The 14,873-nt window shown below is 67.4% G+C and carries 14 protein-coding genes; 9 read left to right on the top strand and 5 right to left on the bottom strand.

The window, feature by feature from the left end; translation table 11 throughout:
- Window position 1: 1 nt before the first annotated feature.
- Window positions 2-1,060 carry an MSMEG_0568 family radical SAM protein gene (locus tag ACFWAY_RS20430; RefSeq protein ID WP_378511871.1) on the bottom strand — a complete coding sequence of 353 codons (1,059 nt, stop codon included), beginning with the start codon at window positions 1,058-1,060 and terminating at the stop codon, window positions 2-4.
- 10 nt (window positions 1,061-1,070) lie between these two features.
- A complete protein-coding gene (locus ACFWAY_RS20425) occupies window positions 1,071-1,595 on the bottom strand; it encodes an MSMEG_0572/Sll0783 family nitrogen starvation response protein (RefSeq protein WP_378511870.1) in 525 nt (174 codons plus the stop codon).
- Between the two features lie 417 nt (window positions 1,596-2,012).
- Here ACFWAY_RS20425 and ACFWAY_RS20420 point away from each other — a divergent pair, with 417 nt between their 5' ends.
- From ACFWAY_RS20420 to ACFWAY_RS20405, 4 genes are all read left to right on the top strand, one after another.
- Window positions 2,013-3,380: a hemolysin family protein gene (locus ACFWAY_RS20420; protein ID WP_378511869.1), complete on the top strand. Its 1,368-nt coding sequence runs from the start codon at window positions 2,013-2,015 to the stop codon at window positions 3,378-3,380.
- Window positions 3,373-4,386, top strand: coding sequence for a CNNM domain-containing protein (locus ACFWAY_RS20415; RefSeq protein WP_378456948.1), 1,014 nt, complete (start codon window positions 3,373-3,375; stop codon window positions 4,384-4,386). The genes ACFWAY_RS20420 and ACFWAY_RS20415 overlap by 8 nt, the downstream gene beginning before the upstream one ends.
- 55 nt (window positions 4,387-4,441) lie before the next feature.
- A complete protein-coding gene (locus ACFWAY_RS20410; RefSeq protein ID WP_378511868.1) occupies window positions 4,442-4,972 on the top strand; it encodes a hypothetical protein in 531 nt (176 codons plus the stop codon).
- 220 nt (window positions 4,973-5,192) lie between these two features.
- Window positions 5,193-6,647, top strand: a complete 1,455-nt coding sequence (locus tag ACFWAY_RS20405; RefSeq protein WP_378511867.1) for a PepSY-associated TM helix domain-containing protein — start codon at window positions 5,193-5,195, stop codon at window positions 6,645-6,647.
- Window positions 6,648-6,678: 31 nt separating this feature from the next.
- Here ACFWAY_RS20405 and ACFWAY_RS20400 read toward each other — a convergent pair whose 3' ends face one another.
- Together ACFWAY_RS20400 and ACFWAY_RS20395 are read right to left on the bottom strand one after the other, a co-directional pair.
- Window positions 6,679-7,347 carry an AIM24 family protein gene (locus ACFWAY_RS20400; protein WP_378456945.1) on the bottom strand — a complete coding sequence of 223 codons (669 nt, stop codon included), beginning with the start codon at window positions 7,345-7,347 and terminating at the stop codon, window positions 6,679-6,681.
- 21 nt (window positions 7,348-7,368) lie between these two features.
- Complete coding sequence (locus tag ACFWAY_RS20395) at window positions 7,369-7,845, bottom strand: Lrp/AsnC family transcriptional regulator (RefSeq protein ID WP_378456944.1); 477 nt, start codon at window positions 7,843-7,845, stop codon at window positions 7,369-7,371.
- Between the two features lie 135 nt (window positions 7,846-7,980).
- On the opposite strand from ACFWAY_RS20395, the gene pdhA reads away from it, so the two are divergent.
- From pdhA to lpdA, 4 genes are read left to right on the top strand one after another with little or no spacing between them, the layout of a single operon-like run.
- The gene (gene pdhA, locus ACFWAY_RS20390) at window positions 7,981-9,117 is read left to right on the top strand and encodes a pyruvate dehydrogenase (acetyl-transferring) E1 component subunit alpha (RefSeq protein WP_378511866.1); all 1,137 of its coding nucleotides are present in this window, start codon (window positions 7,981-7,983) and stop codon (window positions 9,115-9,117) included.
- A gap of 4 nt (window positions 9,118-9,121) precedes the next feature.
- Window positions 9,122-10,126 (top strand): alpha-ketoacid dehydrogenase subunit beta, encoded by a 1,005-nt coding sequence (locus ACFWAY_RS20385; RefSeq protein WP_378456942.1) that lies wholly within the window; start codon window positions 9,122-9,124, stop codon window positions 10,124-10,126.
- Window positions 10,123-11,352: a dihydrolipoamide acetyltransferase family protein gene (locus ACFWAY_RS20380; RefSeq protein WP_378511865.1), complete on the top strand. Its 1,230-nt coding sequence runs from the start codon at window positions 10,123-10,125 to the stop codon at window positions 11,350-11,352. Before ACFWAY_RS20385 ends, ACFWAY_RS20380 begins: the two co-directional genes overlap by 4 nt.
- Entirely contained in the window at window positions 11,353-12,726 is a 1,374-nt protein-coding gene (gene lpdA / locus ACFWAY_RS20375; protein ID WP_378511864.1) for a dihydrolipoyl dehydrogenase, read from the top strand.
- A gap of 54 nt (window positions 12,727-12,780) precedes the next feature.
- Here the strand turns inward: lpdA and ACFWAY_RS20370 are convergent, their stop codons facing one another.
- Window positions 12,781-14,268 carry a DUF1254 domain-containing protein gene (locus ACFWAY_RS20370; RefSeq protein WP_378511863.1) on the bottom strand — a complete coding sequence of 496 codons (1,488 nt, stop codon included), beginning with the start codon at window positions 14,266-14,268 and terminating at the stop codon, window positions 12,781-12,783.
- A gap of 120 nt (window positions 14,269-14,388) precedes the next feature.
- Between ACFWAY_RS20370 and ACFWAY_RS20365 the strand changes: the two genes are divergently transcribed.
- On the top strand, window positions 14,389-14,805 hold the full coding sequence (locus ACFWAY_RS20365) for a TIGR03667 family PPOX class F420-dependent oxidoreductase (protein ID WP_378511862.1): 417 nt from the start codon (window positions 14,389-14,391) through the stop codon (window positions 14,803-14,805).
- Window positions 14,806-14,873 lie beyond the last annotated feature (68 nt).

Genomic DNA, 14,873 nt, shown 5'->3' with positions numbered 1-14,873 from the left:
GTCAGCCTCCGGCGTTCTGAAGGACGCTGCAAGCCCCGCACGCGGCGCAGCCCGCCTTCTGATCGGCGCCGCGCATGCCGCCCGCCTGCAATTCCTTCGCCACCCGCGAGGTGACGTCGGCGAGCAGGGCGGGCGACGGCGCCTGCGCCCCGTCCTCGACGGCCAGCGTGCCCGCGAGCGGCCGGAACGGGACGACGAACGGGTAGACGCCCATGTCGATCAGTTCGGCTGCGCCCGCGACCAATTCGTCTGGATTTTCACCCAGACCGACCAGCAGGTAAGTCGACACCTGATTCCGTCCGAAGACCCGTACCGCCTCCCGCCACGCCGCCCGGTACTCGTCCAGCGGCACCGTCGACTTGCCCGGCATCCAGCGCCGCCGAACCTCCTCGTCCAAGGACTCCACGTGGATGCCGATGGAGTCGGCCCCCGCGTCCCGGAGATCCGTGATGGTCCTGAGATCGCCGGGCGGTTCGCACTGCACCTGGATGGCGAGTTCCGGAGCCACCGCCTTGACGGCCGCGACGCATCGCGCCAGGTGACGGGCACCGCGATCCTTGGCCGCCGACGTGCCCGTGGTCATGATCATCTGGGTGACGCCGTCGAGACGGACTGCGGCTTCGGCGACCTCGGCGAGTTGTTCGGGCTTCTTCACCGCGATGGTCGAGCCGGACTGCAGTGATGCCTCGATCGAGCAGAACCGGCACCGCTGCTGCGGGTCGTATCGAATGCAGGTCTGGACCACGGTCGTGGCGAGGACGTTCGTCCCGTGCAGCCGGGCGATCTTCTCGTAGGAGATGCCGTCGGCGGTGTCCAGGTCGTAGAACCGGGGCCGGCGCACCGGCTCGATCTCCACCCCCATGTCGGTGCCGTTCATCAGCAGGCGGTTTCCGCTGACTTCGTACGGGCTGTCGGACCGGATGGGGATGGCGCCGCCGATCCCGCCGATCAGTACATGACCGTCGTCGCTGGGGCCGGCGCCGGAAGTCCGGGTGACCGGGACGTTCAGTGACCGAATCCCGCGTACTGCTACGTCAACTCGCGTCGAGAGATCGCTCATGGTTCACACCTCAGACCATGTATGTGGAATTGATGATGGCGCCCTTGCGGGAGTAGTGGATGATGGCGTCCTGCACATCGAGGGGATGTGCGGGCACGACGCCCTCGATCAGGTCCTCTTCCCTTCCACCGTGCAACGCGAGACCGAAGCGGCACGCGAAGACGGTCCCACCTTCGGAGATGAACGTCGCGAGTGCGTCGTTGATGTTCTGCTCGCCCGGGAACCCGTTGTCGCCGGTGGTCGGAAATCCGCGTGTCGCAAGGCAGTTGAGGGCGCCGGGGCCGTAGAAGTAGATCGCCGACTCGAACCCCTTGCGCAGTGCGCGGGTTGCCTGCAGGACGGCGACGAAGCTGACGGAGGATTCGTGCGCGATGCCGTGCACCAGCGTGAAGTAGGACTCGCCGTCCTCTGCCTTGTAGTCCGGGAAGATCTTCGTCGACCCGTAGATGTTGCTGCCCTTGGGCAGCGCCGGGTGGGGAATCTCGGCGAGTGACTTCTGGATGTTCTCGGCGATGCTGTTCTCGATGTCGGTCACAGGGGACTCCTGGTTGTTCGTGGGGCGGAGGCGCCCGAAGGGCCTGAACGCGCTGATGAGATGCTGTGGGCGACGGGCCGGGCGTAGACTTCGATGTCCATTCGCTCTGCGTGAGGAGAGTGCGCTGCGCACTCCGTCGACCTGAAACAAGTACACGGTTCGGTGATTTCCGAATGGTCACGCGCGGAACAAGCTCAGGTTTCGTAACCCTCACCGCGGCCCGAATCCGGAAATCCGGTAGTAACACCGACCGTGTGACTCGGCGCACCCATCGGTCGAAAAAAGTAAAGAGTCCTTTACTATGGTGATTCGTACCCCGAATACAGAGAGAGCCATGACCAGCGCTTCGCGCCCCCGAAGACCCAGCCCGCCCCAGAGTGATCACCGCAGTCCCGGACGCAGGGCGCGGGTGAACCCATGGTGACCGTCCTGAGCATCGGCTTCGGCGTCGTCGTCGTATTACTGATCACCGCCCTGACCGGCTACTTCGTCGCCCAGGAATTCGCGTACATGTCGGTCGACCGCTCGCGGCTCAAAGCCCGGGCCGAGGCGGGAGACGCGGGCGCCACGCGCGCCCTCGGCGTCACCCGCCGCACCTCGTTCATGCTCTCCGGCGCGCAGCTGGGCATCACCGTCACCGGCCTGCTCGTCGGTTACGTCGCCGAACCCCTGATCGGGCGCGGCCTCGGTGAGCTCCTCGGCGGCGTCGGCATACCGACCGCGGTCGGGATCGGTGTCGGCGCCGTCCTCGCCGTCCTGTTCTCCACCTTCGTTCAGATGCTGTTCGGTGAGCTGTTCCCGAAGAATCTGGCGATCGCCCGTCCCGAACCGGTGGCGCGACGGCTCGCGTTGTCGACCACGATCTACCTGAAACTCTTCGGCTGGTTGATCTGGCTGTTCGACCAGTCGTCGAACCTGCTGCTGCGCGCGCTGCGGATCGAGCCGGTCCACGACGTCGAGCACTCGGCGACCGTGCGCGACCTCGAACACATCGTCGCCGAATCCCGCGACGCCGGTGAGCTGCCGCGGGAACTGTCGACCCTGCTCGACCGGATCCTCGACTTCCCCACCCGCACCGCCGGGCACGCGATGATTCCGCGCGCCCACGTCGACACCGTCCGGGCCCACGATTCGCTGAGCAGTGTTCTCGAGAAGATGGGCGCCGGCCACACCCGCTACCCCGTGGTCGGCAGTTCCTCCGACGATCTGCGCGGAGTCATCCACCTCCACGACCTTCTCGGCGAGCAGGCCGACGGTACGGCCGCGTCCCGGGCCCGTCCGGCCGTCGTCGTGCCGGCGTCGCTGCCTCTGCCGGACGTGCTGGAACAGCTGACGGCTGCCCGGGACGAAATGGCCCTCGTCGTCGACGAGTACGGCGGCTTCGCGGGTGTCATCACGATCGAGGACCTCGCGGAGGAACTCGTCGGTGAGATCGCCGACGAACACGATCCCGACGGCGACGCATCGGTGACGGGCTCGGAGTCCGACGGCTGGACGATGCCCGGCGATCTGCACATCGACGAGGTGGAGCGCATCCTCGGACACGACCTGCCGTCCGGCGACTTCGAGACGCTCGCGGGTGCCGTCATCGCCGAGTTCGGCGGTCTCCCCGTCGTCGGGGACGCCGTCGCGATCCGATTGAACCCGGATCCGGCCGACCTGATCAACGACGCCGACCCACCCGTCCGCAGCCTCGACGCCGAGGTGCGGGCAGTCGACAAGCACGTCCCGTCCTGGCTGTTCGTGAGGCTCCGCATCGTGGAGAGTGACTCGACCGATGAGTAATCCGTGGGTCGTCGTGCTCGTCACCGTCGGGTTGATCGCGGCCAGCGCGTTCTTCGTGGCGATCGAATTCGCGTTGATCGCTGCCCGTCGCCACCGGCTCGAGGACGCCGCCCCCACCAGCAGGGCGGCCCGCGCGGCTCTGCGCAGCGCATCCGAGTTGTCCGTGTTGCTGGCCGGATCCCAGCTGGGCATTACCGTCTGCACCCTCGCGCTCGGTGCCGTCACGAAGCCGGCCGTGCATCACTGGCTCACCCCGGCCTTCGAGGGGTGGGGCGCCCCGCTGTGGCTGGCGGACGTGCTCGGATTCATCCTCGCCCTGATCATCGTCACGTTCCTGCACCTCGTCGTCGGTGAGATGGCACCGAAGTCGTGGGCGATCGCGCACCCGGAGAAGTCGGCGACCCTGCTGGCGATCCCGATGCGCGGGTTCATGTGGGCCACCCGCCCGCTGCTGCTGGTGCTGAACCGGATGGCGAACTGGTGTCTGCGGAGGTTCGGCGTGGAACCGGTCGACCAGGTGGGGGCCGGGCAGGATCCCGACGCGCTGCGGCACCTCGTCGAGCACTCGGCGACCGTCGGCACGCTCGACGAGCGATACCACGGCCAACTGACCAGCGCCCTGGAACTCCAATCGCTCGCCGTGCGAGACATGGTGCGGCCGAACACCGCCCCGAGCAGCGTCGCCCCGGACGCCACCGCGGCGGCGATCAGGGCGGCCGCGGATCGAAGCGGCCACCTCCGACTGCTCGTGCGCGACGAGGACGGGATCAAGGGTGTGGTGCACGCCCGGGACAGCCTGCGGGCCGGCGCCGCGGTCACGGCCGCCGACCTCATGCGCCCGGTGCTGACCCTCGACGCGGACGCCGCCGTGTACGAGGCACTGCACACCATGCGAGAGACGCGCAGCCATCTCGCGATCGTCACCGACAGCGAGCAACTGATCGGTGTCGTCACCTTGACGGACGTCCTCGCGCGTCTGCGCCCGGCGGCCGGGGCTTCCGCCTGACCCTGTAGCGAACGCCCGCGGCCGGGGTGGGCATCGGAAGCGGTACCCTCGCGGGGTGAATTCACGGTTGGATGTGGTCGCGCGGGTGCGCGGCTCCGTCGTGGGTTCACTGTCCGGCGCGGTCAGCATCGCCGCGCACGGCATCGGTGGAGGCGGAATGCCCCCGAGCGATGGCTCGGTGGTGCTGCTCCTCGCGGCGTGCGCCGCGGTCGGGGCGTCGGTCGCCGCCGTTCGGGTGGCCACCCGTGAATGGTTGTTCGTGCTGTCGGTGCTCGCGGCGGGCCAGTTGATCGGCCACACCACGCTGGCCTTGGCTGCTGATCATTCCCATGGGCTGGGGCTTTCCACCCCGATGATCGCCGCGCACCTCGCCGCGATCGCGGTGGCCGCGGTGCTGGTCCGGTCGGCCGAGCGCGCCTGTCTGAGGGCTTTGGCGGCGTTGTCGCGCATCGTTCTCGCAGTCGTGGCCCCCTTGCAGGTCGATACCGGCACCTGGACTGCGACCCCGGTCTACCGCGCGAAGCTGTCGTTGTGGCTGCTGGTCGCTGCGGGCGCCGGCACCCGCGGACCGCCCGCACTCGTCTAGTCGAATCCTTTTCTCACCGCCTTCCCGGCGCACACGTCAGACGTGTGGTCGCCGGTCCGGCGTGTTCTCACACGGCACCAGCAGACTCCCCGGCGAGTCCCGGTGCCGATCCCTTCCTGAGTCGGCGCATCCCAGACCTCGAGTTGCCCAGCGCACCCCTGATGTGCGCGGCCCCGGGGGCGCTGGGTGCCCGTCTCACCCGATTCGAAGCGAGATCGTCATGTCCATCCCTGAACTCGAACGCGACAAACCCGTCGCGCCCGCCCTGTCCTCGCAGGCGTCGCCGCGCAATTTCCGGCCACTGATCCTGCGCCTGCATTTCTATGCGGGGATCCTCGTGGCCCCGTTCCTGGTGATCGCGGCTGTCAGCGGCGGCCTCTACGCCCTCGCACCGTCGGTCGAGCAGCTGGTCTACCGTGACTACCTGCACGTCGATTCGACCGGCCCGGACCTGCCGATGTCCGAACAGGTGCGGGCCGCGCAGCAGGCTCGCCCGGATCTCGCCGTCGCGGCCGTGCGCCCGGCAACCGAACCGGGTGACACGACGCAGGTGATGTTCACCGATCCCACCCTGGGAGAGTCCGAACGCCGCGCGGTCTTCGTCGACCCCGTCACCGCGCAGTCGGTGGGCGAGCTGGTCGTGTACGGCAGTAGCGGCGCGCTGCCGATGCGGACCTGGATTTCGCAGTTGCACCGGCACCTGCACCTGGGCGAGCCCGGCCGCATCTACAGCGAGCTCGCCGCGTCGTGGCTGTGGGTCATCGCTCTCGGCGGCGTGTACCTGTGGGTGCAGCGCTACCGCACCACCCGGGCCCGGAACGCGGACGGCGCCAGGCTGTGGACGCTCGACCGGTCGAGCCGCGGACGCAACCGCACCCTGAGCTGGCACGGTGTGGTCGGCATCTGGATCGCGGTCGGCCTGGTGTTCCTCTCGGCCACTGGGCTGACGTGGTCGCGGTACGCGGGCGAGAACGTCGGCGAACTCCGCACCGCCCTGAGCTGGACCACCCCCAAGATCGACAAGAAACTGGCTTCGGCGCCCGATGCCGGCGACGCCACATCGGGCGGTCACGACGGACACGGCGCAGGGCACATCCCCGCGTCGGACCCGGGAATCCTCGACAGCACTGTGGGCGAACTCGACACCGTCCTCGACGTGGCTCGGCGGGGCGGTGTCACCGGCGCTGTCGAGGCGACCGTTCCCGCCGACGCAACAACCGCGTTCACCGTCACCCAGACCCGCGAACCGTGGCAGTTCTCGACCGACTCGATCGCGGTCGACGGAGCCACGGGCGCGGTGACGGACGTGTCGCGATTCGGTGACTGGCCGCTCGCAGCGAAGCTGACATCCTGGGGAATCGCCCTGCACATGGGGTTGCTGTTCGGCCTGCTCAACCAGCTGGTCCTGGCGGCCCTCGCGGTAGCGTTGCTGGCCGTGATCGTCCGCGGCTACCTCCTGTGGTGGCGCCGCAGGCCCACCCGCGGCACCACCCGGGCCGTCGGCAGGCCGCCGGTGCGCGGCACCTGGCGCCGAATACACCCGGCCGCGGCCGTGGCCGGGGTCGCCTGCGTCGTCCTCGTCGGCTGGTTCGTTCCGCTGCTCGGCGTCAGCCTCCTCGCGTTCCTGCTCGTCGACGTCGCGATCGGGGCACTGGCCCGCACCCGGGCAGGGTGATCGAGCGGGGCACCCTGCGCCGACGCGGCGGTTACGGTTTGGGAACCGGGTGCCCCTCCGAGGCCTGGACGACGACGACGCCGTTTCCGGTGAGGCACAGCTGATATGCCTCACCGGAACCCCGGCCGATCGCGGCGCCCATCTTCGCGGTCTTGCGGATCGTCGAGTGCAGGCCGGTCGACCACAGGACCGCGCTCTGCATGTCGACGTAGGTGGGGGTGTCCACGTTCAGGACGACGGGGGTGCCGTAGATGGTGACGGCGAGGACTCCGCGGCCGGTGAACGTGGTGTTGAACAGTCCGCCGCTGAGCATGGACGCGCCCTCGACGCGGTTGATGTCCCAGCTCAGGGAACTGTCGAACGCGAGGACGTTGGAACCGCTGACGGTCACCGACTCGTCCTCGAGTTCGAGCAGGAAGATCTCGTCGGCGTCGCGGGCGAGAAACACGTCGCCGCTGCCGGAGACCTTCATCAGCGACATGCCCTCACCGGTGAATGCCTTCTTGAAGAACTTCCCGACGCCGCCGCTGCCCTGGTAGGCGAAGTCGACGTCGCCCTGGTAGGCGACCATCGATCCCTGCCGGGCAAAGAAGTGACCGCTGGTTCCGGCCAAGTCCACCTTGAGCATTCGGGGATTCTGTAGCACGAAGGTGCCCGGTTCACCACTGCGTTCCGCGTTCTTCATCAGGTCGCTGCGCATGACGAAATCCTATCCGTCCCGTCAACGAACCCATTCCGGTCCGGGCCCGTTGGCTTCCTCGAAGATCAGCCACGTCTTCGTCGCCTGCACACCTTCGAGGCTCTGCAACCGTTCGAGGACGACATGACGCAGTGCGCTGTTGTCCGGCGCGCGCACCAGCACGAGAACGTCGAAATCGCCGCCCAGTAGCGAGAAGTGCTCGACAAAGGGAAGTGTCCGGAGCTGGGTGGAGATTCCCCGCCACGAGTCCTGTCTGATCGAGAGGGCGATGAACGCGGAGGAACCGAGTCCGGCCTTGGAGTGCGAGATCCGGGTGGTGAAGCCTTCGATGATCCCCGCCTCCTGCAACCGCTCGATGCGGACGTAGGCGTGCGCGCGGGAGATGTGCGCCTTCTCCGCCAGCGCTCGCATCGAGATGCGGCTGTCGGCGACGAGTTCCTTGATGATGCGTCGGTCGATCGCGTCGAGTTCATACGTGTCCGCTGTGTCGCCCGCCATCTGTCCATCCCTGCTGTGGTCGCTCACCCTCCGGTGAGACATTCTGCTCCCGATGCGCCGATTCTAGACCATTTGTCTCTGATTCCTCCTTGTCGTTGTCGATAGGTTGTTCAGTTGCGAGCATTGACGGACACAATGCATCTGGAGGTAGACGTGACGCTCGTAGAGCCGCCCCTGGCGAGGCCCTATCGGAAGTTCCTTCCCGCCGAGTGCGCGGTGCAGTATCTGGACGCGGCCGGCGAGCTGACCGAGAGCGAGGCCCGGTATCCGAGGCCGAGCGACGACCGTCTGTTGGAGATGTACCGGAATATGGTGCTGGGCAGGCGCTTCGACCAGCAGGCGACGGCGTTGACGAAGCAGGGCCGGCTGGCCGTGTACCCGTCGTCGCGTGGTCAGGAGGCCTGCCAGATCGCGGCGGCGATGAGCCTGCAACCCAACGACTGGATGTTCCCCACGTACCGCGACTCGGTGGCCCTGGCCGCCCGCGGCATCGATCCGGTCGAGATCCTCAGCATGCTCGCCGGCGACTGGCACTGCGGCTACGACCCCGCCGCCCACCGCAGCGCACCGCAGTGCACCCCGCTGGCCACCCAGTTGCTGCACGCGACCGGTGTGGCCTACGGCGAACACCGCAAGGGAAACGACACCATCGCGCTGGCGTTCTGCGGTGACGGCGCGACCAGTGAGGGCGACTTCCACGAGGCCCTCAACTTCGCCGCCGTGTTCAAGGCCCCGGTCGTGTTTCTGGTGCAGAACAACGGATTCGCGATCAGTGTGCCGCTCGCCCGGCAGAGCGTGGCGCCCACGTTGGCGCACAAGGGGGTCGGCTACGGAATCGGCTCCGAGCAGGTCGACGGCAACGACCCGGTCGCCATGCTCGCCGTGATGGACGAGGCAGCGAAGTTCGTCCGCGCCGGCAACGGCCCGGTCATCGTCGAAGCCCACACCTACCGGATCGACGCGCACACCAACGCCGACGACGCCACCCGCTACCGCGACTCGTCCGAGGTGGAGCAGTGGCTCGGACGCGACCCGCTGGCCCGGCTGGAGAAGTACCTGCGCGGGAAGGGCCTGATCGACGACGCATCGTCGGAGGCCCTCACCGTGGACGCCGAGGCCGCCGCGTCGGTGCTGCGTGCCGGCATGAACGTCGACCGACCCACCGACCCGATGGACCTGTTCCGGTACGTCTTCGCCGAACAGACCCCGCAACTACGAGAGCAGCAAGCGCAGGCGGAAGCCGAACTGGCCGCCGAGTCCGAGGAGAACTGACACCATGCCCGTGCTCACCATGGCCCAGGCCTTGAACACCGCACTGCGTGACGCCCTCGTCGCCGACGAGAACGTCGTCGTCTTCGGCGAGGACGTCGGCACCCTCGGCGGGGTCTTCCGCGTCACCGACGGCCTGACCCGCGACTTCGGCGACGACCGGTGCTTCGACACCCCGCTCGCCGAATCCGGCATCATCGGCTTCGCGATCGGCATGGCGATGTCCGGGTTCAAGCCGGTCGTCGAAATGCAGTTCGACGCGTTCGCCTACCCGGCGTTCGAGCAGATCGTCTCCCACGTCGCGAAGATCCGGAACCGCACGAAAGGGGCGCTGTCCGTGCCGATCGTCATCCGAATCCCGTTCGCGGGCGGCATCGGCGGGGTCGAGCACCACTGCGACTCCAGCGAGGGCTATTACGCCCACACCCCCGGCCTGAAGGTCGTGGCCCCATCCACCGTCGAGGACGCCTACACCCTGCTGCGTGAGGCGATCGACGACCCGGACCCTGTGATCTTCCTCGAGCCGAAACGCCTGTACTTCTCCCGCGCCGACGTCGATCTCGCGGTGGGCGCGCCGATCGGGCAGGCCGCCGTCCGGCGTTCCGGCCGGGACGCGACCATCGTCGCGTACGGGCCGTCGGTGACCGTCGCGCTCGAGTCCGCCGAAGCGGCCGCGGCGGAGGGTCGCGACATCGAGGTGATCGACCTGCGTTCGATCGTGCCGTTCGACGACGAGACAGTCATGGCCTCGGTCCGGAAGACCGGCCGCTGCATCGTCATTCAGGAGGCACAGGGGTTCGCCGGTGTCGGCGCCGAGATCGCCGCCCGCGTCCAGGAACGCTGCTTCCATCACCTGCATGCGCCGGTGCTGCGGGTCAGCGGGTTCGACATCCCATACCCGGCACCGAAACTCGAACGCCTCCACCTGCCGAGCGTCGACCGTGTCCTCGACAGCGTCGACCGACTGCAGTGGAACGACAACGTCGACACCCAGTGGGCGGTGACCGCATGAACGATCAAGTGTTTCTCCTCCCCGACCTCGGAGAAGGACTCACCGAGGCCGACATCGCCGAATGGAAAGTCCGGGTCGGCGACACCGTCACCATCGACCAGGTGGTCGTCGAGGTCGAAACCGCGAAAGCCGCGGTCGAGGTGCCGATTCCCTTCGAGGGCACGGTGATCTCCCTGCACGGCGACGAAGGCTCGACACTGAAGGTCGGCACCCCACTGATCACCGTCAGCGGAACACATGCCACACACGAGCAGTACCGCGAAGAAGAACGAGCCGGCTCTGGCAACGTCTTGATCGGCTACGGCACAAGCGAGGACACCGGGCGGCGTCGGCGGCGGGTCGGCGTGAACCGCGAGGTCACACCGCCGCGGGAACACACCGGTGTTGCGCGACGGGTCATCTCGCCGATCGTCCGCAACCTCGCGCGGCAGAACGATCTGGATCTGTCGCGGCTGTCCGGGAGCGGTCCCGGCGGTGTGATCAACCGCGCCGACGTCGAGCGGGCACTCGCCACGCCACCCGAGACGGCCGACGCCCAGCGGATTCCGATCAAGGGTCTGCGGAAGGCGGTCGCCGACAAGCTGTCGACGAGCCGACGGGAGATCCCCGACGCCACCACCTGGGTGGACGTGGATGCCACCGAACTCTTGCAGGCCCGTCGCACGATCAACGCTGCGCTGCCGGATGCTGAGAACGTCAGCCTGATGGCCCTGCTCGCCCGCCTGGCCCTCGCGGCGCTGAAGCAGTACCCGGAACTGAACTCGACCGTCGACACCGAACGCAACGAGATCGTCCGATACGGTCACGTCCACCTCGGCATCGCGGCGCAAACGCCACGTGGCCTGGTCGTCCCGGTGATCGAGAAAGCCGACTCGCTCACCACTGTCGAACTCGCCCGGCAACTGCGGGACACCACGGCGCTGGCCCGTGAGGGGACGCTCCCGCCGGCACGGTTGACCGGTGGCACATTCACCCTCAACAACTACGGCGTCTTCGGTGTGGACGGCTCGACCCCGATCATCAACCATCCCGAGGCGGCGATCCTCGGTGTCGGCCGCATCATCGACAAGCCGTGGGTGGTGGACGGGCAGTTGGCCGTTCGGAAGGTCACCCAGGTGTCGCTGAGCTTCGATCACCGGGTGTGCGACGGCGGTGTTGCAGGCGGGTTCCTCAGATTGTTCGCCGACTACATCGAGAATCCGATCACCGTGCTGGGGAGGCTGTAGATGACCGACACGCACAGTGACGTCCTGATCCTCGGTGGTGGCTCGGGCGGCTACGCCTGCGCCTTCCGGGCCGCGCAGCTCGGGGTGTCGGTCACGCTGATCGAGGCGGACAAGATCGGCGGAACCTGCCTGCACCGGGGCTGTATCCCGACCAAAGCGCTGCTTCATTCCGCCGAGGTCGCCGACACCGCGCGGACCGGTGCCGCGTTCGGCGTGCGAACGACGTTCGACGGCATCGACATCGAGGCGGTGCACCGGTACAAGAACGGCACGATCGACCGGTTGCACAAGGGGCTGCAGGGCCTGGTCGCCCATCACAAGATCAGCGTCGTGAACGGGTACGGAAAGTATCTCGGAGACAGGACGATCGAGGTGAACGGCACCCGCTACACCGGGACGTCCGTGGTGCTCGCGACCGGCTCCTACGCCCGGACGGTCCCGTCCATCGAGCTCGGTGAGCGCATCGTCACCAGCGACGACGCACTGAACCTCGGGTTCGTCCCGAACAAGGCCATCGTTCTCGGCGGCGGCGTGATCGGAGTCGAGTTCGCCAGTGTCTGGGCGTCGTTCGGCGCGGAGGTAACTGTCGTCGAGGCGCTCCCCCGCCTGGTCGCCGCGGAGGATACGTGGTGTTCGAAGCAACTCGAACGCGCGTTCCGCAAGCGCGGCATCGCCGCCCGCACGGGCGTGACGGTCGCGGCGGCAAAGGAAACCGCGGACGGCGTTCTCGTGGAACTCGAGGACGGCGAAACCCTCGAGGCGGAGATTCTGCTGGTGGCGGTGGGACGCGGTCCGCGCACCGGCGACAGTGGATTCGCCGAACATGGGATCACACTGGACCGGGGGTTCGTCGTCACCGACGAGCGGCTGCGCACCCACGTCGACGGTGTGTATGCCGTCGGGGACATCGTGGCCGGACTTCAACTGGCGCACCGCGGCTTTCAGCAGGGCATTTTCGTTGCAGAGGACATCGCCGGCCTCGATCCCGTTCCCGTGGCCGAGCATCTCGTTCCGCGAGTGACGTACTCGCACCCCGAGGTCGCGTCCGTCGGACTCACCGAGGATGCCGCCCGCGAGCGGTACGGCGACGTCACGTCTGTCGTGTACGACCTCGCAGGAAACGGCAAGAGCCAGATCCTGAAGACCTCGGGTGGAATCAAGGTCGTCCGAGCCGGCGACCCCGGCCCTGTCGTGGGTGTGCACATGGTCGGCGACCGAGTCGGTGAGCTGATCGGTGAGGCCCAACTGGCTGTTGCCTGGGAAGCTCTGCCCACCGACGTCGCGCCATTCATCCATGCGCACCCCACCCAGAACGAAGCGTTGGGCGAAGCGATGCTGGCGTTGTCGGGAAAGCCACTGCACGCGCACGGGTGACCTGTCCCCTGAATCGGGAGCCAATGCGTGTGAGGTGGCGGTCTTTCTCGCCCCCTACTTGTCTGCGGTTCGAACGACGTCCGGGAAATGGTAGGTGCTGTCGAGAATGGACTTGTCGGGAACGTAGGCCCTGATGATGAGCCGGAACTCGTCGTCGGGTGCGGGTAGCCAGTTCGCGCGGGCGTCCGGGTCGGTGGGTTCGTCGTGGCACAGGTGCAGGGTGAGCGTTCCGTCGCCGAAGGTGAGATCGCCGGCGTCGAGGTTGACGGTGCCGAGGTTTACGCGTCCGCCCGGGGCATTGGCGAGCATGAAGGCGTCCTTGTCGTACATCGTCAGGGACCAGAAGCCGCCGCGGCCGCGGTCGACCGGGGGAAGTGCGCCCTCGGCGAACGTCATCGTGTAGTGCTCGCGGCCGTGCAGCAACGCACCGTTGTTGTCGGTGCCCCGGATGAGGTAGACCGCCTCGTGAAAGTCGTTGACGTAGATATAGATCACCGCTGCCAGGGCCCGTCCGAACCAGTCGGTTCCCCACAGGCCACCATTGCGCTGCCGCTGCCATCCGTTACCGGCATCCACCCCGACCTGAACGTATGTCGCCGACTGGTGCAAGGCCACGTCGGCACCGAGCGCGGCGCGGTCGAGCAGTGCGCAGTAGGCGTCGTTGGACCGGTGCAACGCGACCAGGGTGCGTGCTTGATCGGCCATCGGCGTGTCGAGTGCGCCCACGTCGGGGTTGAAGTCGAGCATCCTGCCGAGGTCGATCCAGAAGGTTTCCGGCTTCACCCATTGCGGTCGGCTGGCGTCGGGATCGGCTGCGAGCACGTCGGCGGTGAGTCCGGGCGGAAAGATCGCGTTGCGGGCGTTGGCCTCGTAGCCGAATGAGCGCTGGCCGGGCTGGTTTTCGCTGAGAGGGTACATTCCGATCTGGTCGAGTACCGATCGGGCCTGCCGCTTGGACGCGGCCGAGTGCGCTGCGAAACTGCGCGGGAAGACGCCGGCCACGTTCGTCGGTACTCGGAGGATTTCGAGGAAGCCGTCGGGCTTGTCGCCTGCCCAGGTGGGACCGACGAGCAGGAATTTTCCACCGGGAGTGCCGCCGGCCGATCCCAATTGGTGGACGACGTTGGTCATGACGTCGACGATCTGGATCGTCCAGTAATGCCCGTCGGGCACCTCTGTCGGTGTTTGAATCACCGCGGCGTCGGTGGAGAGGTCGGCGAATCCGGCACCGTAGATCGTGTCGTTGTTGGGGGTGACCACCCATCGTTGCGCCGGGCTCATGTAGTCGATGAGGGCACCGGTGTAGTTCCTGGCTGCGCCGGGCAGGATTCCGAGTTGCAGGCCGGTCTTGCCTTCCATCAGGTCCCACATGTTGGTTCGGCCGAAGGTGTCCACCGCCGGATAGCCCCAGTAGTAGACGACTCGGGCGAGCGCCTCCACGTAGCTTTCGCCGGCAAGTACGGCGGGAACTCCGGCAGATCGCGCCAAACCGGGGTGCGCAGGCGTGAACCCTTGTGCAACGTCCTCGAACGGAATGCCCATGAAACCATGGTGTCCCGCGGCGCTCGCAGCCCCATCACCCGTGCGGGGTGAATCGGGAAGATCGCGCACTCGCCGGCGGTTGATACCGGGTGATCATCGGAAACGACACAGGAGAACGCCATGACTCTTTCAGCGTCCGCGATCACCGAATCCGTCGCCGACCGGCTGGCCCACGAAGCCATCGTGTGGCTGACGACCATCGGTCGCAACGACACGCCGGTTCCGACCCCGGTGTGGTTCAGCTGGTCGGGCACCGAGTTCCTGATCTTCAGCCAACCGGGCACCGCCAAGCTGGCGAACATCGCCAGGAATCCGCAGGTAGCGCTCAATTTCAACAGCAGCCACAGCGGCGGTGACGTGTCGGTGTTCACCGGGAAAGCCCGCGTCGACGCGGACGGTCCGTCGCCGGAGGAGTGGGAGACCTACGTCGAGAAGTACCGCGAGGACATGGCCGGTCTGGACTACACGCCCGAGAAGTTCCGGCAGGACTACTCGACGCTCGTCCGCGTCATCCCGGACCGGTTGCGCAGCTGGTAGCCCCGATTTCTCGGCAGAACGACGGCGACGACGCCCCCGATGCGCCACCATCTGATGCGGAGCAATTT

The sequence above is a fragment of the Rhodococcus sp. NPDC059968 genome (assembly GCF_042738615.1).
Taxonomy (GTDB): Bacteria; Actinomycetota; Actinomycetes; order Mycobacteriales; family Mycobacteriaceae; genus Rhodococcus_F.
Note: the sequence above shows the minus strand (reverse complement) of the source record. Positions and strands in the feature narration are given on the sequence as shown.